This window comes from Paracoccus alcaliphilus (genome assembly GCF_028553725.1).
Taxonomy (GTDB): Bacteria; Pseudomonadota; Alphaproteobacteria; order Rhodobacterales; family Rhodobacteraceae; genus Paracoccus; species Paracoccus alcaliphilus.
Map to the genome: position 1 here is coordinate 1,697,826 of NZ_CP067124.1, position 17,236 is coordinate 1,715,061.

17 protein-coding genes are annotated in these 17,236 nt (G+C 63.0%); 4 read left to right on the forward strand and 13 right to left on the reverse strand.

Going from position 1 to position 17,236, the window contains the following annotated elements; genetic code table 11:
- Position 1 precedes the first annotated feature (1 nt).
- From JHW40_RS08640 to JHW40_RS08655, 4 genes are read right to left on the reverse strand one after another with little or no spacing between them, the layout of a single operon-like run.
- Positions 2-1,435, reverse strand: coding sequence for a cryptochrome/photolyase family protein (locus tag JHW40_RS08640; protein ID WP_090617784.1), 1,434 nt, complete (start codon positions 1,433-1,435; stop codon positions 2-4).
- A complete protein-coding gene (locus JHW40_RS08645; RefSeq protein WP_090617782.1) occupies positions 1,436-2,602 on the reverse strand; it encodes an SAM-dependent methyltransferase in 1,167 nt (388 codons plus the stop codon). It abuts the gene before it with no gap.
- Positions 2,599-3,378 (reverse strand): DUF1365 domain-containing protein, encoded by a 780-nt coding sequence (locus JHW40_RS08650; RefSeq protein ID WP_090617780.1) that lies wholly within the window; start codon positions 3,376-3,378, stop codon positions 2,599-2,601. The genes JHW40_RS08645 and JHW40_RS08650 overlap by 4 nt, the downstream gene beginning before the upstream one ends.
- Positions 3,375-4,658: an NAD(P)/FAD-dependent oxidoreductase gene (locus tag JHW40_RS08655; RefSeq protein WP_090617778.1), complete on the reverse strand. Its 1,284-nt coding sequence runs from the start codon at positions 4,656-4,658 to the stop codon at positions 3,375-3,377. Before JHW40_RS08655 ends, JHW40_RS08650 begins: the two co-directional genes overlap by 4 nt.
- Before the next feature lie 169 nt (positions 4,659-4,827).
- Between JHW40_RS08655 and JHW40_RS08660 the strand changes: the two genes are divergently transcribed.
- Genes JHW40_RS08660 through JHW40_RS08670 form a run of 3 tightly spaced genes read left to right on the forward strand, consistent with a single transcriptional unit; the run spans position 4,828 to position 6,803 of the window.
- On the forward strand, positions 4,828-5,436 hold the full coding sequence (locus JHW40_RS08660) for a sigma-70 family RNA polymerase sigma factor (protein ID WP_244519397.1): 609 nt from the start codon (positions 4,828-4,830) through the stop codon (positions 5,434-5,436).
- The gene (locus tag JHW40_RS08665) at positions 5,433-6,065 is read left to right on the forward strand and encodes a ChrR family anti-sigma-E factor (RefSeq protein ID WP_090617774.1); all 633 of its coding nucleotides are present in this window, start codon (positions 5,433-5,435) and stop codon (positions 6,063-6,065) included. Before JHW40_RS08660 ends, JHW40_RS08665 begins: the two co-directional genes overlap by 4 nt.
- A gap of 3 nt (positions 6,066-6,068) precedes the next feature.
- Positions 6,069-6,803: an SDR family NAD(P)-dependent oxidoreductase gene (locus tag JHW40_RS08670; protein WP_062563581.1), complete on the forward strand. Its 735-nt coding sequence runs from the start codon at positions 6,069-6,071 to the stop codon at positions 6,801-6,803.
- 4 nt (positions 6,804-6,807) lie between these two features.
- On the opposite strand, the gene JHW40_RS08675 is transcribed toward JHW40_RS08670, so the two are convergent.
- The 5 genes from JHW40_RS08675 to istA form a co-directional block, all read right to left on the reverse strand.
- Complete coding sequence (locus tag JHW40_RS08675) at positions 6,808-7,392, reverse strand: DUF2177 family protein (RefSeq protein ID WP_336390111.1); 585 nt, start codon at positions 7,390-7,392, stop codon at positions 6,808-6,810.
- A gap of 126 nt (positions 7,393-7,518) precedes the next feature.
- Positions 7,519-7,914: a DNA polymerase ligase N-terminal domain-containing protein gene (locus JHW40_RS08680; RefSeq protein WP_211657452.1), complete on the reverse strand. Its 396-nt coding sequence runs from the start codon at positions 7,912-7,914 to the stop codon at positions 7,519-7,521.
- 2 nt (positions 7,915-7,916) lie between these two features.
- Positions 7,917-8,762, reverse strand: coding sequence for a non-homologous end joining protein Ku (ku, locus tag JHW40_RS08685; protein ID WP_272849096.1), 846 nt, complete (start codon positions 8,760-8,762; stop codon positions 7,917-7,919).
- A 223-nt stretch (positions 8,763-8,985) separates the two neighbouring features.
- Positions 8,986-9,717, reverse strand: coding sequence for an IS21-like element helper ATPase IstB (gene istB / locus JHW40_RS08690; RefSeq protein ID WP_272849097.1), 732 nt, complete (start codon positions 9,715-9,717; stop codon positions 8,986-8,988).
- Positions 9,714-11,213 (reverse strand): IS21 family transposase, encoded by a 1,500-nt coding sequence (gene istA, locus JHW40_RS08695; RefSeq protein WP_139208278.1) that lies wholly within the window; start codon positions 11,211-11,213, stop codon positions 9,714-9,716. The genes istB and istA overlap by 4 nt, the downstream gene beginning before the upstream one ends.
- Before the next feature lie 119 nt (positions 11,214-11,332).
- Here istA and JHW40_RS08700 point away from each other — a divergent pair, with 119 nt between their 5' ends.
- A complete protein-coding gene (locus JHW40_RS08700; RefSeq protein WP_090617506.1) occupies positions 11,333-12,040 on the forward strand; it encodes a LysR substrate-binding domain-containing protein in 708 nt (235 codons plus the stop codon).
- A 287-nt stretch (positions 12,041-12,327) separates the two neighbouring features.
- Here JHW40_RS08700 and JHW40_RS08705 read toward each other — a convergent pair whose 3' ends face one another.
- Genes JHW40_RS08705 through JHW40_RS08720 form a run of 4 tightly spaced genes read right to left on the reverse strand, consistent with a single transcriptional unit; the run spans position 12,328 to position 17,234 of the window.
- Complete coding sequence (locus tag JHW40_RS08705; RefSeq protein WP_090617508.1) at positions 12,328-13,257, reverse strand: fumarylacetoacetate hydrolase family protein; 930 nt, start codon at positions 13,255-13,257, stop codon at positions 12,328-12,330.
- A 56-nt stretch (positions 13,258-13,313) separates the two neighbouring features.
- On the reverse strand, positions 13,314-14,465 hold the full coding sequence (locus JHW40_RS08710; protein ID WP_090617510.1) for a mandelate racemase/muconate lactonizing enzyme family protein: 1,152 nt from the start codon (positions 14,463-14,465) through the stop codon (positions 13,314-13,316).
- A gap of 37 nt (positions 14,466-14,502) precedes the next feature.
- Positions 14,503-15,981: an NAD-dependent succinate-semialdehyde dehydrogenase gene (locus tag JHW40_RS08715; RefSeq protein ID WP_090617513.1), complete on the reverse strand. Its 1,479-nt coding sequence runs from the start codon at positions 15,979-15,981 to the stop codon at positions 14,503-14,505.
- A complete protein-coding gene (locus JHW40_RS08720; RefSeq protein ID WP_090617515.1) occupies positions 15,978-17,234 on the reverse strand; it encodes an iron-containing alcohol dehydrogenase in 1,257 nt (418 codons plus the stop codon). Before JHW40_RS08720 ends, JHW40_RS08715 begins: the two co-directional genes overlap by 4 nt.
- Positions 17,235-17,236: the final 2 nt, after the last annotated feature.

Consider the following 17,236-nt stretch of genomic DNA (forward strand, 5'->3'; position numbering starts at 1 on the left):
TTCAGGTCTCCGATATGGTGGCGCGAAACTGTGCCAAGGCCGCCAGCGCGGCATTGCGCCCCTTGGCCAGCATGGATGGGGGACCGGGGAGCCAAGGTCCGCGGTTCCACGCCGGTGGAATGCTTTGCAGCCAGACCTCAGCCTCTGGGTAAGAGGCAACGTCAAATCCAGCAAGCCAGCGCCGGCGATAATCGCCCTGAGGGTCGTATTGTTCCGCCTGCCTCTCGGGGTTGAAGATGCGGAAATAGGGCGCCGCATCGGGGCCGCAGCCCGCCACCCATTGCCAGTTCATCGCATTGGCGGCCGGGTCCCAATCGGTCAGGCAATCGGCGAAATGCGCCAGCCCCGCGCGCCAGTCGATCAGCAGATGCTTGGTCAGCCAGCTTGCAACCACCATGCGCACGCGGTTGTGCATCCGGCCCGTCAACCACATCTGGCGCAATCCGGCATCGACCAGCGCCACCCCGGTTTCCGCCCGCTGCCAGCCGATCAGCTCGGGGGCGTCTTTGCGCCAGGGAAAGCCCTCCCATTCGGGACGGCAGCAGGCAACCGGCATCTGCGGGAACTCGATCAGCAGATGCCAGGAAAAGTCGCGCCAGATCACTTCGGACAGGAACTTGCCGATGCCGGCTGCGTGTTCGGGCGACACCTCGGCCCTCAGCATGGCTCTGGCCCAGACCACGCGTGGACTGATTTCTCCCACCGCAAGATGATCGGAGAGGCCGGAAGTCGCGTCGAGATCGGGGCGATCACGCCCGCCGGGATAGGCAGAGGCTCGGTCGAGAAAGTCGTCCAGCCGGGCAAGCGCGGCGCCTTCGCCCGCAGGCGGGGCAAACTGCTCCAAGGCGGCGCGGCCACGGTGCAGGTCCGGAGCGAGATCCAGTTTCAGTGGATCAAGCCCCTGAAGCGGCTCGGTGCAAGCTGTGATCCGCCGCGGCGCGTCAGCGGCGGGCCGATCGGGGCCGAGCTGCCGCACTGCCCGCGCAAAGGGGGAATAGACCCGATAGGCGCCCCCATTGCCTGTTCGGATCGCCCGGGGGTGCACCAGAAGATGGCCCGGATGCAGGACCAGCTCGGCACCCGCAGGCCGCAGGGCCGCCCGCATGCGGCCTTGCAGCGTCCGCATTTCGGATGTGGGCCAGTCGGACTGGTGCAGCCTGCGCACTCCCAGCCGCTTCATCAACGGTGGCAGGATCTCATCCGCCTCGCCGCGCAGGATCGTGATGCCCTTGCCGCCGGTGCGTTGCCGAAGGGTGGCATCCAGCGATTGCAGCGCGCGCATCAGCCGCCAGCGGCTGGCCGCGCCCTGCGTCATGGTCAGCCGGTCGATGATGAAAACCGGCAGCAGTGGACCATCGGCAATGGCGGCCTGAAGCGCGGGGTTGTCATGCAGACGAAAATCACGGGTCAGCCAGAGGATGCCGGGCGCCGTCATTCAAGCCGCCGCATCCGCGTGGTCAAGCGTCACCTGCACCACATCGCAGCGCCCTGTGGCAAAGGCAGCGGCGCAGCCCTCCAGATAGAACTGCCAGCCGCGCAGGAACGCGTCACCATAGCCAAGCCGCTCGATGCGCGGGCGCTGTTGCATCATCCTCTCGCACCAGATCCGGCAGGTGCGGGCATAATCCGGGCCGAAAGCGTGGCTGTCTTGGACGCGCAGCCCGGCCTTTGCGGCCTCATGGATGATGATCGCAGAACAGGGCAGCATGCCGCCGGGAAAGACATGCTGACGGATGAAATCCGAGCGGCGGCGATATACCGAAAACTCGGCATCAGGCACGGTGATCGCCTGCAAGACCGCCCGCCCACCCGGTGCCAGCCGCGCCTTGAGGGTGGCGAAATAGGTCGGCCAATAGCGTTCTCCCACCGCCTCGATCATCTCGATCGACACGATGTTGTCAAAGCTGCCCGTCACCTGACGGTAATCCTGAAGCCGCACCTCGGCGCGGCCATCCAGCCGGGCATCGGCATAGCCCTTTTGCGAGGGCGACAGCGTGATCGCGGTCACGTCATGGCCGTGATCCGCAGCAGCTTCGGCGAACCCGCCCCAGCCGCAGCCGATTTCCAGCAGGCTTTCGCCCGGTGTCAGTTGCGCCAGGATGCGCGCGTTCTTGCGGGCCTGCGCGCGCGGCAGATCATCGCCTTCACCAAACAGTGCCGAGGAATAGGTCATGCCGGGATCAAGCCACAACTGGTAGAACTCGTTCCCCACATCGTAATGCGCGCGGATATTGCGCCGCGATCCACGCAGACTGTTTGGCCGCATCAGTCGGTCGACCAGCCGCATTCGCATGGCCTGAAGCCGCCCCGGCTCTCCCCAACCGGCCCGAAGGCCAAGGTTGCGCAGGGCCAGCGACAGCGTCCCCTCCAGCGTCTCGCTGTGCCACTCGCCGGCGATCCAGCCTTCGCCCAAGCCCACATCGCCGCGCAGCGCCAGACGCGGAAGCAGCCGCCAGTCGCGGATCTGCAAGTCCGCCTCGGGGCCGGCGCTGCCAAAGCGGTGGCGCGTGCCCTCGGGCGTGGTAAGGGTCAGGATTCCATCGCCGATCCCTTCAAGGGCGGAAAGAAAGCGGGACTTGAGGGAGCGTGTCGCAAGGCTCATCGACTGATTTCCTGATCGGGTGGGGTGGGAACGCGGCGATAGGCAGCGCCTTTGAGTTTCAGGCGCAGCGCGTGCCAATAGATCTGGGCAATCACCCGCAGCGCACCGCCCGGCCGGCGAAAACTTGTTGCAAGAACCCCGAGGGTGGTCAGCGGCACCAGGCGCCCTGTCATGGCGGTGTCGATGCCGCCCGCGCCGTCCTGTTGTGCGATGCGGATGGCGATGCGGTCGGGGTGCAGGGCAAAGCGGAAATGATACTCCCCCGCCACGTCCTGAAAGGGCGAGACGTGAAACACCTTGCGCGCGGTCAGTTCCGTTTCAGCGGTAATCGGCGCAAGGTCGGGGCGGGCCAGCAGATAACTGTGGCGTTGGCCGAAGGTGTTGTTGACCTCGGCAATCGCGGCGATCAGCGCGTCGCCCTGGATCAGCATCCAGAAGCTGACTGGGTTGAACCAGTAGCCCAAGAAACGTGGCTGCGTCACCAGCACCAGCACCAGCCCCGGACGGCGGGCGATCCCGGCCGCGCCGAACTGCGCCCAGGCCCAGTGGGCGCCGGTGCCCGCGCCACGCGGGCCGCCGTGGTCGGAGTCGTAAAAGGCGATCAGGCCAAACCTGTTATGCCCCATCAGCCGGGGCGGGTGAAAATGTTCAGGCGCCAGCAGCAGATGATCGGCATGGGTACGGAATGTGTGGCGCAGGGCACCGCGCCGGGCATGGGTCACCAGCGCGGGCATCGCCAGCACCTCACCCGCCTCAAGCCGCGCGGCGAGGGTCATGGCAGCACCGCCACAGGCAGCAACCGCCGCGCGATGCGCATGGCGCTGGCAAAGCCGTCTTCGTGAAAGCCGTTGCGCAGCCATGCTCCAGCAAACCAGGTGTTGCGATTGCCCTGCATCGCGGCAATCCGCGCCTGTGCGTCCAACGCCGTAAGATCAAAGATCGGATGACGGAAGGTTACCTGATCGTAGATCAAACGCGGGTCGATCCCGTCACCCGCGTTCAGCGTGACAAACAGCGGATCGTCGTCCGGGATATTCTGCAGCCTGTTCATCCAATAGGTGACGGCCACACCCGCTCGCCCGGTATCGCCCCGGCTGACCCATGAACTCCAACATCTACGGCGGCGCGGCATCACGGATGGGTCTGCGTGAAGGACAGCGTGGTTGGGCTGGAACCGGATTGCCGAAAGGGCGGCCTGTTCGGTCCCGTCAGCATCACTCAGCATCGCGAGCGCCTGATCGGCATGGGTTGCAAGGATGACATGATCGAAACTTTCGGCCTCTGCCCCTTTGGCGCGCAGGGTTACGGTCTCGCCGCTGCGCGTGACCGCCCCCACGGAAGTGCCGGGGCGCAGATCGACTCCGGCCTGCACCAGCGCCGCCAACAGGCGCTCGACATAGGAGATCGAGCCGCCGTCCACCGTCCACCACGGGTGATGCTGGCCGCGCGACAATAGCCCGTGGTTGCGCATGAACCGCACCATCGCACGGGCCGGGAAGGCCCCGATGTCGTGATCGGGCGTGGACCAGATCGCCCCGCAGAACGGATAAAGGTAATGGTCGCGAAATCGTGCACCCAGACGCATCCGCGCGATCAGGGCGGCGATGGTCATCTCGGGCGCTGCCGCCACTTCGGCCTCGGCCCCGGCATTGAAGCGCAGGATGTCGCGGATCATCAGGTGAAAGCGCGGGTCCACGATGTTGCGGCGCTGGCCGAACAGCGCATTGCCGGACCGCAGCGCATATTCCACCCCGCCAGCGTCCAGCGAGACGCCAAAGCTCATGTCGCTTTTGGCGATTGGCACGTCAAGGTCGCGAAACATCGCCGTCAGATGCGGGTAATTGACATGGTTGAACACGATGAACCCGGTATCGACCGGCTGATCGCCCCGCTTGCCGGCAAGGACCGTGCGCGCGTGGCCGCCAAGCCGGATCGCTTCTTCGTATAACGTAACATGATGGTGGCGCGACAGAACCCATGCGCAAGCCAGGCCCGATATGCCCCCGCCGACGATGGCAATTCGCTGCGGCGCGCCGTTGGTGATGTCAAAAGGCATCTGGACTCCACTAACTCTTCGACAAGCTTACGCGTGGAACCTGGCCTTGGATCAATCAAACCGAAAAATTGCCGTAAGAATGATCTGCTACGCCTTGTCACCCGTATTGCATGGCATGAACACTGCATTTGCACCTGTCGAGCCTTGCACTTATAGAACGCTCAGTCCGATGGCACCGCCACTGGTCGATAGCGGTGCCGTGGGTGCCACAGTGGTGAGTCAGCAGCCGATGGGTGATCTTTCCGAGTTGAGTCGAGATTTGATCGCTGTCCGCGACAGCCGTGACCGCGCGGCGTTCGGACGGCTCTTTGACCATTTTGCCCCAAGGATCAAGGCGATGATGCTGCGCGGCGGGCTGCGCGACGGCACTGCCGAGGATGTGGTGCAGGATGTGATGCTTGCGGTCTGGCACAAGGCAGGGCAGTTTGACCCGCATCGCGCCGACGCGGCCGGTTGGATCTATGGCATTGCCCGGAACCGGCGCATCGACATGGCGCGCCGCCGCCCGCTGGCACAACCCGACGAGATGCCCGAGCTTGAGAGCCTGGAACCCGACGCAGACCAGATCATCGCTCTGCAGCAGGAGGCGCGCCACCTGGCCGAGGCACTTGCGCGACTCGCTCCCGAACAGGTCGAGGCGCTGCGCGCCGCCTATTTCGATGACGTTCCCCATAGCCGTATCAGTGAAATGACGGGCTTGCCGCTTGGCACCATCAAGTCCCGCATCCGCCTTGGCCTTGAACGCCTCCGGCACGAGCTGAAGAAGATAGCACCATGACCGCCATCCGCCACCACATCCCCGACGACATGCTTGACGCGTATCGCGCTGGAACCTTGCCACATGCCTTCGGCGTGGTCGTGGCTGCGCATCTGTCACTTTGCGACCAATGCCGCGCCCGCCACGAGGCGGCAGACATGATCGGCGGCGCGTTTTTGCTGGGTGCAGAGGGTGCAAACCTGCGCGCCGATGCACGCGACCGTATGATGGCGGCACTGGACGCACCGGCGCCGAAACCGCCCCCGCGCGCCTCTGGCCCGTTTCCCTCGGCTGTGATGCACGAATTGGGCGGAAGGCCGCCGCACTGGCGCATGATGGGCGGTGGCATCCGCCAGCAGATCCTGACCACCGATCGTGAAGGCTCGCTGCGGTTGTTGTATATCCCGCCGGGCAAGGCCGTGCCCGAACACGGGCATAGCGGGCAGGAATTGACGCTGGTGCTGCAGGGCAGCTTTTCCGACAGTGCGGGCGCATTTCATCGCGGCGACGTAGAAGTGGCGCATGACGAGATCGACCACCAACCCGTGGCCGGCCCAGGCGAGCCTTGCATCTGCCTGGCGGCAACAGATGCGCCCCTGCGCTTTCGCGCGCTGATCCCGCGGCTGTTGCAGCCGATCTTCCGGATTTGAAGGATGGGCCATGCAGGCCGCCGCATCTGGATCATTGGTGCCAGCGCCGGGATCGGCGCTGCACTTGCCCGGGCGCTGGCCGGGCAAGGTGCGCAGCTGATCCTTTCCGCCCGCGATGGTGACGCGCTGGAGGTGCTGGCCACGGAATGCGGCGGTGCGCAGGCCCTGCCGCTGGATCTGGGACAACCCGAAACGCTGGCAGCGGTGGTGAAGCGGCTTGCGCTTGAGGCGCCGCTCGATGCGATCATCTGCACCGCCGCGCTTTATGATCCCGGTCGCGTCGCCGACATCGACCCCGCCCAAGCCGAGGCGATGGTGCGGGTCAACATCCTGGGCATGATCGAGGTCGCCCGCCAATGCCCCCCGCTGCTGCGCGACGGTGGACAGTTGGTGCTGTTCGGCTCGGTTGCGGGCTATATCGGTCTGCCGGGGGGGCAGCCTTATTCAGCGACCAAGGCTGCGGTGAACAACCTGGCCGAAACGCTTGCGGTCGAACTAGCACCGCGCGTGGACGTGCGGCTGGTCTGTCCTGGCTTCGTCCAGACCAGATTGACAGCAAGAAACGACTTTGCCATGCCCGCAATCATCACTCCCGAGCAGGCGGCAGAGGCGGTGCTGCGCGGGATGCAGCGGCGGGGATTCGAGATCCATTTCCCGCGCCGCTTCACCTGGGTGATGAAGCTGGTGCGGGCCTTGCCTTATGCGCTCTCGCTGCGCCTGTTGCGACGCTTGGGCTGATCGTTCAGTTAAATCGCCCCGAAAGTGCCAGAACGCCAATCCAGGCTGAAAATCCGGTCAGCAGCATGCCCCACAATCCATCGATGATGACCTGCTCCCACGACCAGTCGGCGAGCGTGGCGTAATTGGTCATCTCATAGGTACCATAACACATCAGCCCGATGACCATGCCTCCGATCAACGCCTGCAGGGGATCGTTGCCCTTCAGCGCGGGCCAGGAAACCAGCCACACAAGCCCGGCGATATATCCCAGATAGAACAGCGCTGCCGGACCAAGCCGCAGCGGATCGGCAAGAAGATGGCCGACATTGCGCTCGAACACCGGCCGGATGAGAAACCGGATCCCTATCGCATCCAGAGCGAGAAACACCGCGGCGGTTGCAGTATAGAGAAGCGCGACTTGAAGCATGGGGAGTCCCTTGAAATTCTTGAGCTGCCAGTTGTCGTCCAGCCGCCGCAGATAGGGCGAACCTTCTGCTATTCGGGCCATCTTCTTTGCTTTACGCACATAACCTCGCAGCAGATCAATTTTTGCGTGCAGAACGGCAGACTGATCGTCCCTCATTATAGACGACAGCGCCGAGCGCATTCGGGCCCCAGGGACGGTGTGGACGTCAACCTCCGCTGACACCTGACGGCATAACAATGCGCCAAACCAATGCTTTCCAAGCACGATCTGAGATCGTGTTCAACAAAATATAATACAATCAATGCGTTACAATTGGAGAAGGTTGTCTTTCAGGCCCTTTCCCTCCTTCGCATAGCCCCGATCGGGATCGGCCACGGTGTTCCAGCTGCCGCGATCCCAGACAATCACCGCACCTGCACCATACTGCCCCTTTGGAATCGTACCCTCGAAGCCGCCATAGTCCAACGGATGATCTTCGACATGGATCGCAAGGCGTTTGTCATCGGGGTTCAGGCTTGGCCCCTTGGTGACGGCCCAGCTTTTCAGCACGCCATCCATCTCCAGCCGCAGATCGTAATGCAGCCGTGTCGCCGCATGTTTCTGAATGACGAAGGAGTTGCCTTTCTTGTGGGATTTCCGCCCGCGAGGCTCGGACGTGGCCTTGAAGTCCCGCTTCTTGCGATAGGTTTCCAGTGCCGCCATGGTCAGCCTGCCTTCTTGCGGCTGGTGGCCGGTTTTGCCTTGCTTTCCGACCGTGATTTGCGCGGCTTCTTGTCAGTTACCCCCGCGCTTTCACGCAGGGCTTCCATCAGATCGACCACCTTGCCGCGTTTTTGCACCTTCACCGGGGTGATCTTGCGGCCTTCCAGCTTGGCTCTGACCAGATCGGCCAGCGCAGCATCATAGCGGTCGTCGAAATCATTCGGATCGAATTCACCCATTTTCGTGCCAATGATATGCTTGGCCAGATCCAGCATCTCGCCCTTGATCTTCACATCGGGGATATCATCGAAAGCCTCGGTCGCCGAACGCACCTGATGGTCGAAATTCAGCGTCGTCGCGATCAGCCCCGCGCCGTGCGCGCGGATCAACACGCTCCGGACGCGACGGAACAGGACCGTCCGGGCCAGCGCCGCCACCTTTCGCGCACGCATCGCCTCGCGGATCAGGGCAAAGGCCTCTTGCCCCGTGGGATCCGACGGGGCAAGATAATAGGGCCTGTCGAAATAGACGGTGTCGATATCGACGCAACCGATGAAGGCCGAGACTACCAGCACCTTGTCGCTGTCGGGCACGGCCGAGGCGATTTCCTCGGGTTGCAGCACCACATATTCCCCTGCGCTGGTCTCATATCCCTTGACCTGATCGTCGCGCCCGACCGGCTTTCCCGTCTCATTGTCCACGAGTTGACGGCGCACCCGGTGGCCGGTCTTGCGGTTCAGCGTATGAAAGACGATGCGATCCGAGGTCGAGGCTGCGGTATAAAGCGCAACCGGACAGCCGACCTCGCCGATCTTCAGGACTCCCTTCCAGTTCGCTCTGGGCGCCATGATTGCCTCCCTGCCAATGGGCTCAGGGTGAACCGCCGGCAGCGCGGATTGTTCCGGCGGCGAAGGAGGCCGCCTCGATCCGGGCCTGATCGCGCCTGTCAATGAGCGTTCAAAACTGACCCGGCTTCAGCATTTGATTTTGACCCGCCTTTCGGATGGCAAAGCCCCCAGGCGGGCCGCCCTCATATAGCGAGTCCGTCTGGGGGCTTTGTCTGCGTCGCGGTTATTTTTCTGTGCGGCGTTTGCTCTGCGCGAAGCGGTATGACCTGTTGCCAGTTTCGATGATGGCGCAGTGGTGCGTGACGCGATCCAAGAGCGCGGTTGTCATCTTGGCATCGCCGAAGACAGCGACCCATTCACCGAACTCCAGGTTGGTGGTGATGATGACGCTGGTCTTCTCATAGAGCTTGCTGATCAGGTGGAACAGCAGTGCGCCGCCGGATTTCGGGAACGGGATGTAGCCCAATTCGTCGATGATGACGCAATCCAGAGCCGACAGTTGCCGGATGATCTTCCCGGCATTGCCATCGGCTTGTTCCTTGATCAGGGCATTGATCAGATCGACCGCGTTGAAGAAGCGGGCCTTCTTGCCGTTGTTGATCAATGTGGTTCCAAGCGCGATAGCGATATGGGTTTTGCCTGTCCCGGTTCCGCCCACCAGGATGAGGTTGTGCGCCTCCTCGGTGAACTGGCCCGTGCAGAAGGGTTCGATCTGGGCCTTGGTGACGGCTGCTGCGCCGTAATCGAAGGTGGCAAAATCCTTGTGATGCGGGAACTTCGCGATGCGCATTTGATACTGGATGGAGCGCACCCGGCGCTCTACAGTCTCCGCGTCGATCAGTTGTTTTATCGCAGTGGTCAGACTTGGCGGCTTGCGCGCGGACAGCAAATCATGTGCGCAAGCTGCCATTCCATGCAGCCTCAGGACGGTCAGTTGATCGATGAGGGCGTTCATGCGGGGGCCTCCTCGGCGGAGCACAGTGTCTCATAGCGCTTGCAATCGGCTTCCGGGCGCATGGTCAGCTGCGGATAGGTGTAGGGCTCGCCCAGGGGGGTGATGACCGGCTCGACCAGCTGGTTGATCAGATTGACGATAGCCGGCAGGCGCAGAGTATTTTGCTCCACCGCCAGATCACACGCAATCTCGACGACCTCGATCCCGTGGTCCTGAGCCAGAAGAAGCAGGTCGACAAACTCCCGATCTCCGCCTTTGCCGGCCATGTAATGTTCCCTGATCCGATGCATGGCATCGGGCAGTTGCCAGTCCACAAAGGGGGCGCCGTCGCGCAGGGCGCCGGGCTTGCGATCCAGCAGAGGGACAAAATGCCACGGCTCAAAATAGCTGACATTGCGGGTGAAGCGGCGCTTGTGCTCGGCAATGACATCCTGGCCCGACACCAGCACGATCCGGCTCGCATAGGCGCGCAAGGAGACATGCTGGCCGGCAAACTGGGACGGCACGCTGTAGCGATTGCTGGCATATTGAACCAGGCAGGTGGAACGGACCCGCACCGTCTTTTCCACATAGCCGTCAAAAGCCCGCCCCAGGGGGCGCAGCTCGGCGCGCTCATCTTCAAAAACCTCTGCAATCGTGCGGGTCGATTGTTCAGGGTGGGCGCGATTTGCCAATTCCTCGCAGCGCAGGCGCAACCAGTCGTTCAGCCCGTCCAGATCATCAAAGGCTGGCATGGGAGCAAACAATCGGCCTCGTAAAAACTGGACCTGGTTCTCGACCTGCCCCTTCTCCCAACCCGACGCGGGGGTGCAGGCAACCGGCTCCATCACATAATGGTTCATCAAGGCCAGGAACCGCGGATGGAATATCCGGTCCCTCGAGCGGGAGACATAGGTCACCATCGTTTTGGGATTGTCGATGATCACCCGTCGCGGGACCCCGCCGTAGAAGGACAGCGCGCGAACAAAGGCATCCAACACCATCTCCTGGCTCTCGCCAGGATAGGCGACCACAAAAGGCTTGCGACTATGGCACAGGCGGAAGTGAGCAACCTTCACCTTCTGCTCAACACCGCCCAGGACAACGCGCTCTTCGCTCCAGTCAAACTGGAGCGCATCAACGGCAGCAAAGTGCAGGGGGATGAATGCATCTCCCGATCCGGTGTCGGCACGCTTGAGGTCTCGGATAAATCGCTGAACCGGCGAATAGGACCCGGTATACCCCTCCGAGACAAGCTGTTCGTAAAGCTTCTGCGCTGTCCGCCGCTCCCGGCGCGGGCGCTTTTGATCCTGCTCGAAAAGCTCCTGAAGCCGCGTGTCAAATCCATCGCACAGCTTATGCCGGGCCGGTGGCGCTTGCCGCTGATAGCTTGGCGGGCTGTTGTCCTTCAGATACTTCTTCACCGTGTTCCGCGACAAACCCGTTGCCCGCGCCACAGATCGGATACTGCGACCCTCAACCAATATCCAACGACGGATCTTCGATACACTTTCCATCAATATCACCTGCTCATTCCTCCGCGCTATTCGGCGCGGATGCTAACGTGGCAGGTGGGTCAATTTTACTCGCTCATAACCCACCCAAGTGGGTCAATTTTGCACGCCGATTCACAGCCATGGGCACGGTTTCCATCTCATTGCCTCCGTCTCTGAGTATGCTGGTTAGTATTCCATTGGCCGAAACGCTGCGGCTCGAAGCACCGGGCATCAAGCTGCATCTCTCCGAAGGACTTACTGGTCACATCCTCGAATGGATCGAGGAGGAGCAGATTGATCTTGGCTTCGTCTACAGCCCGCCCCCAAGTGCAACCTTCCAAAGCGATGCGATACTTGAGGAGGAAATTTTTGTCGTCGCGGCCGAAGACAATATTCCGGTGCCCCCAAATGGTGATGGAACCTACTCTATCAATGCATCAGACTTGCCCATTCTACCGCTGGTCATGCCGGGGCAGCCGCACAGTGCGCGCGGTGCGATCGAGCGTTTTGCCAAAGCCAACGGGATCAAACTGAATATCATCGTCGAAATGGATTCGCTATCCCAGATCGTCGAGATGGTCTCCCGCGCCAGCGCCTATTCAGTGCTGCCACACGCTGCGGTCGCGGTCGCGGTTGCCTCGGGCAAGCTGGCGCTGATTCGGATCAAGAACCCCACCTTCCACCGTACTGCCTATCTGACCCGTAAGCGCAACCGGCCGGTGTCGATGGCCAGCCTGACGGTCGAAGGGACCGTTTTACAGATCCTCCGAGAAATGGTGGAGCGTTATGATCTGCATGCGCGATATCTGGGTGAGGCGAACGCAACCCTAATCCCGCAGCCTGCCTGATCTTCTGTGATTACCGTCCATTGTGCAAGGGCTTCCGACTTCTGCTGGGACCCTGATGCTCATCCGGCTGAGGCCGGTGAACGGATTTTGGCGTGCATAAAGAAGGGGCGCTCTTCCGACAAGAAAGCGGTGCGAATTTCCCGCCATCCCCAAGCGCTACTGGGGTTACCACACTGGGGCAGGGGGTATTTAACAACAACTGTCTAAGACATCGTACCTCAGGACCCCGAAAATCATATCGCTCATTCTACCGGCGTCAACCGGTAGTGGTTTAGTGCTCCCAGTTTCTATCTGGTTTTGCCCCATTCGGCTCGTGTCAATCTTTTGGCTATAGGGTCGTCGGCCTCTCGCACATCTTTCCCCTGTGCCGGGTTGCATGCCCGCACCACCCTGCATTTCTGCTCGCCAAGCCCGGTCCCGCCCAAACTGACCAGATTGCCTTCGCGCAGAAAGCGCGGCGGCTTCTGCGCGATGCCGATTCCGGCGGGGGTTCCGGTCTGGATCACGTCTCCGGGCTCCAGCGCCATATAGTCCGAGACATGCGCGATCAGTTCCGCGACCGGCCAGAGCATGTCGGAGGTCGATGCCTGCTGGATGCGTATGCCGTCGATCTCAAGCCACAGATCGATGTCTTGCGGATCAGGGATTTCGTCGGCCGTCACCATCCACGGACCCAACCGCGCGAAACCATCATGTCCCCGGCCCTTGACGCTTTCGCCGCCGTGGTGACGTTGGTGGTCACGTTCCGACAGGTCATTGGCAAGGCAGTATCCCGCAACATGACCCAAGGCCCGCTGTGGCGAAACATGCTTTGCATATGTTCCGATGACGGCGGCAAGCTCGACCTCCCAGTCGGTGGCGGTCGAACCGTGCGGCAGGGTGATGTCATCATCCGGCCCCGCCAGCGCCGAGCTTGGCTTGATCGCGATCGAGGGCGCTTCGGGGTGCGGCACGCCCAGTTCGATCATCGTGCTGGTATAGTTCAACCCGACGCAGATGATCTTGCCGGGGTGAGCCGTGCAGGCGCCGAAGCGGGTGCCTTCGGGCAGCAGCGGCAGGCTTCGGGCGTCAAGTGCCGCCAGTCGCGCCAATCCCTGCGGCGAAAGTGTTCCGGCGTCAAAATCGGAGATGACCGATGAGAGGTCGCGCATACCGCCCGACCCATCGAACAATCCCGGTCGTTCCAGAGCGGGCGGGCCGTGTCGGAAAAGTCTCATCGGTCATCTCCGTTGCGTGTTTGTCGTCCAGTTTCGTGCCGAACGAGAAAGGCAGGTCAATATTGCCCGCTGGCGGGAGGGCGCTGTTCCTGGGCGACTGTGATCGCTGTCGCGCGACTGGCGAGTTCGTCTTCGTCCACGATGATGCCGAGACCGGGCGCGTCGCTCAGGGTAAAGTGACCGTTGACCGGCTCGGCAGGGTTGCGGAAAACGGGGCGCCCGCGATCCCATCTGTCGGCCAGTTCCACGGGCTTGGTCATGTGCATGATCGTGGACAGCACATGAATATTCGCGAAATGGCCCACGGCGGGCTGGGTCTGATGGGGCACAAGCTCGACCCCATGGGCATGGGTCAGGGCTGCGCATTGCATCATCCCGGTGATTCCGCCCATCTTCACGATGTCGGGCTGCACCATGCGCACGCCGGACAGGATCAGATCCTTCAGCGCCTGAAGCGTATAGGTTTGCTCACCGGCGGATACGGTGATGTCCAGCCGTTGCGCGACCTCGCCCATGGCGCCGACATGATAATGCTGCACCGGTTCCTCGAACCAGCTATAACCCAGATCCTCCAGCGCCCGGCCCATGCGGATGGCGCCGCCGACTGAATAGCCGTTATTGGCGTCGAACCCGATCACCGCATCTGGGCCAAGCAGGTCCCGCACAGCCTTCGCCTTGGCGATGTCGCCGAGGATATCGACATCGCAGCGGGTGCGGTCGCCATCCCAGCGGATCTTGACGGCGGCCGGCTGCTCGGCCTCGACCCGGCGCGCGACCTCGCGCACCACCTCGTCCACGCTGCGCGCGGCATTCCCACCGATCGAGCTGTAGCAGGGCAGCCGCGTCCGCCACGCCCCCCCAAGTAATTTATAAACCGGCCGGCCCAGCAGTTTGCCCTTCAGGTCCCACAAGGCGATGTCACAGGCGGCCAGTGCGGCCGTGGCGATGCCTTCAGGCCCCAACTTGACCAGCCGGTGCATCAGCGTGTCGAGCAGGACCGCGTGGTCGAGCACCTCCTTGCCTTCCAGAAATGGGGCGATGTCACGCGCGACGACGCCCAGGGACGCGATGCCCCCCAGCATCGGTGAGGCCTCGCCCCAGCCGACGGTGCCATCTTCGGCGGTGATGCGCACGAAGGCGCTGTTGGGCATCCAGCCCGTGCCGTCGCCCATGGCCACGCTCAATGCCTCGACTTGCGCGATTTTCATGCTGCGTTCCTTTCGTTGATGCTGTGGTTGGTCCCGATCACCAGTTCGCGGCGATATACTGGACCTCGCAGAATTCGAGGATGCCGTGATGCGCGCCTTCCCGGCCAAGCCCGCTTTGCTTGGTGCCGCCGAATGGTGCCGCCGGGTCCGAGACCACGCCGCGATTGAGGCCGACCATCCCGCTGTCAAGTTGCTCGGACACCCGCAATCCGCGCGCCAGATCTGCGGTGAAGACGTAAGAGATCAGCCCGTATTCGGTGGAATTAGCGCGGGCGATGGCCTCTTCCTCGGTCTCGAAGGTCGAAAGGGCTGCGACGGGGCCGAATATCTCTTCGCCGGTGATCTCTGCCTCGGGCGGCACATCGGTCAGAACGGTCGGCGGGAAGTAAAAACCCGGCCCGTCAACGGGGCGACCGCCGGTCAGGGTTTTCGCGCCGTGGCCTTCGGCATCGGCGACCAGACCCGCGATGCGATCAAGCGCCTCACGATTGATCAGCGGACCGCAGAGGGTTTCCCCGGCATAGCCTGCCCCCAGTGTCATGGCCTTCATCCGTGCGGCAAGCCCTTCAGCGAATGCGGGCGCGATGCCCTTCTGCACCAGGAAACGGTTGGCCGCGGTGCAGGCTTCGCCGCCATTACGCATCTTGGCGACCATCGCACCCTCGATCGCCAGATCCAGATCGGCATCGTCAAAGACGATGAAGGGCGCGTTGCCACCCAGCTCCATCGAGCAGGAAATGACCGTATCCGCCGCCTCGTGCAGAAGCCTGCGCCCCACCTCGGTCGAGCCGGTGAAGCTGAGCTTGCGGACGCGCGGATCGTGCAGCATCGCGCTGACCGTCGCGCCCGAGCGGCTGGTGGTCAGCACGTTGACCACGCCCGCCGGCACCCCGGCCTCGGCATAGATCTCGGCCAGGGCATAGGCGGTCAGCGGGGTCTCGGTCGCGGGCTTCAGCACGCAGGTGCAGCCCGCCGCCAGCGCGGGCGCGATCTTGCGGGTGGCCATGGCGGCAGGGAAGTTCCAGGGCGTGACCATCACCGCGACCCCGATCGGGCGATGGGTGACGATGATGCGGTTCGCGCCCGACGGCGCAGTATACAGCTCACCGTTCAGCCGCACCGCCTCTTCGGCGAACCAGCGGAAGAATTCGGCAGCATACAGCACCTCGCCCTGCGCGTCTGGCAGCGCCTTGCCATTTTCCAGGCTGATCAGCCGGGCCAGCATATCCTTGCGCTGGATCATCAGATCATAGCAGCGGCGCAGGATTTCGGATTTCATGCGGGGCGGGGTCGCGGTCCAGCCGGGCAGCGCGGCCTCGGCGGCGGCGACGGCATCCATGGCGTCGTCGATGCTGGCGTTTTCGATCTGCGTGATCGTGTTCCCGGTCGAGGGGTCGATGACCGGGATCGGATCGCCGCCGCGACCTTTTCGCCAGCGGCCGTCGATCCATAAATCGCCGCGCAGCGCCTGCGGGTCAAAGCCGAGTTCATGCGAGATGGTATCGTGATAGCTCATTGTAGTGCAGCCTTTCGGGGCGATGTGGCGGTCAGAAGGTCGAGATCGCCCGAATGCGCGGCCCGGACGATCCGCTTCATGCCTTCGGCGTCAAGCATACGCGGGTTATTCTTGATCAGCCGCTCGGCGCTGAGCGCCAGTTGGCCGATTTCGTCCAGCCGGTCCTCGGGAACGCCAAGCTCGGCGATGGTGGCAGGAATGCCCACCTGCGCGAAAAGCGCGGCGATGGCGGAAATCGCAGCCTCGGCCTGCCGGGTCTGGTCGCCGGTCGCCGAAAGGCCCATTGCCGCGCCGATCCGGGCGAATTCGGCCTCGCAGTTCGGGCGGTTCCATGCCATGACATAGGGCATCAAGGTGGCGACCCCGAGCCCATGCGCGGTATGCGTCATGGCACCGACCGGATACTGGATCGCATGGGCCGCGGCGGTTCCGGCCACACCAAAGGCCAGCCCGGCCAGGGTCGAGCCAAGCATCATCGCGCTGCGCGCCTCCAGATCGTCTCCGTGACTGACACAGCGGGCCAGATTGGCGGCGATCAGGCGGATCGCCTCGAGTCCCAGACTGTCGCTGATGGCATTCTTGCCGATAAAGACGTGATCCAGCGACAGGCCGGGCTCGGGGGCGCGGCGCAGGGTCGTGAACGACTCGATCGCATGTGTCATGGCGTCTGCGCCCGAGGCCGCGGTCAGACCCGGCGGGCAGCTGATCGTCAGTTCCGGGTCGCAGATCGCGATCTCGGGGATCAGATACGGGCTGGCAATGCCGATCTTCATGGCACGCTGCGGATCGTCCAGCACGGCAACCGGGGTCACCTCGGATCCCGTCCCCGAAGTGGTGGGCAACAGGATCAGCGGCACGATCGGACCGGGGACCTTGTATTCGCCGTAATAGTCCTGCGGCGCCCCGCCATGCGTCAGTAGGGCGCCGATGACCTTGGCTGCATCCAGACAACTGCCGCCGCCGATGCCGATGATCATCTGCGCGTCGGCCATTCGTCCGGCCTCGGCCCCGGTTTCGATGCACGACAACGGCAATTCCGCGGCCACGCCGTCGAAGACCTGCGTGGCGATGCCCTGCGCCTCCAGGGCCTGCCGCATCTGCAGAAAGCTTTCGTCTTGCGCCATGCGGACATCGGTGACGATCAGTGCGCGCGTGCCGAATGCACTGGCGTAACGCGGCAGCGAGCCGCGCTGACCCGCGCCAAAGACCAGATGTCGCGGCGCGCGCATGACGCCCAAATTCATGAAATCCATTC

What these genes read in the sequence shown, in the direction of transcription:
- JHW40_RS08640 (WP_090617784.1), bottom strand. Translation starts at nt 1,435, where the DNA reads ATGACGGCGCCCGGCATCCTCTGGCTGACCCGTGATTTTCGTCTGCAT.
- JHW40_RS08645 (WP_090617782.1), bottom strand. Translation starts at nt 2,602, where the DNA reads ATGAGCCTTGCGACACGCTCCCTCAAGTCCCGCTTTCTTTCCGCCCTT.
- JHW40_RS08650 (WP_090617780.1), bottom strand. Translation starts at nt 3,378, where the DNA reads ATGACCCTCGCCGCGCGGCTTGAGGCGGGTGAGGTGCTGGCGATGCCC.
- JHW40_RS08655 (WP_090617778.1), bottom strand. Translation starts at nt 4,658, where the DNA reads ATGCCTTTTGACATCACCAACGGCGCGCCGCAGCGAATTGCCATCGTC.
- JHW40_RS08660 (WP_244519397.1), top strand. Translation starts at nt 4,828, where the DNA reads ATGGCACCGCCACTGGTCGATAGCGGTGCCGTGGGTGCCACAGTGGTG.
- JHW40_RS08665 (WP_090617774.1), top strand. Translation starts at nt 5,433, where the DNA reads ATGACCGCCATCCGCCACCACATCCCCGACGACATGCTTGACGCGTAT.
- JHW40_RS08670 (WP_062563581.1), top strand. Translation starts at nt 6,069, where the DNA reads ATGGGCCATGCAGGCCGCCGCATCTGGATCATTGGTGCCAGCGCCGGG.
- JHW40_RS08675 (WP_336390111.1), bottom strand. Translation starts at nt 7,392, where the DNA reads ATGCGCTCGGCGCTGTCGTCTATAATGAGGGACGATCAGTCTGCCGTT.
- JHW40_RS08680 (WP_211657452.1), bottom strand. Translation starts at nt 7,914, where the DNA reads ATGGCGGCACTGGAAACCTATCGCAAGAAGCGGGACTTCAAGGCCACG.
- ku (WP_272849096.1), bottom strand. Translation starts at nt 8,762, where the DNA reads ATGGCGCCCAGAGCGAACTGGAAGGGAGTCCTGAAGATCGGCGAGGTC.
- istB (WP_272849097.1), bottom strand. Translation starts at nt 9,717, where the DNA reads ATGAACGCCCTCATCGATCAACTGACCGTCCTGAGGCTGCATGGAATG.
- istA (WP_139208278.1), bottom strand. Translation starts at nt 11,213, where the DNA reads ATGGAAAGTGTATCGAAGATCCGTCGTTGGATATTGGTTGAGGGTCGC.
- JHW40_RS08700 (WP_090617506.1), top strand. Translation starts at nt 11,333, where the DNA reads ATGGGCACGGTTTCCATCTCATTGCCTCCGTCTCTGAGTATGCTGGTT.
- JHW40_RS08705 (WP_090617508.1), bottom strand. Translation starts at nt 13,257, where the DNA reads ATGAGACTTTTCCGACACGGCCCGCCCGCTCTGGAACGACCGGGATTG.
- JHW40_RS08710 (WP_090617510.1), bottom strand. Translation starts at nt 14,465, where the DNA reads ATGAAAATCGCGCAAGTCGAGGCATTGAGCGTGGCCATGGGCGACGGC.
- JHW40_RS08715 (WP_090617513.1), bottom strand. Translation starts at nt 15,981, where the DNA reads ATGAGCTATCACGATACCATCTCGCATGAACTCGGCTTTGACCCGCAG.
- JHW40_RS08720 (WP_090617515.1), bottom strand. Translation starts at nt 17,234, where the DNA reads ATGGATTTCATGAATTTGGGCGTCATGCGCGCGCCGCGACATCTGGTC.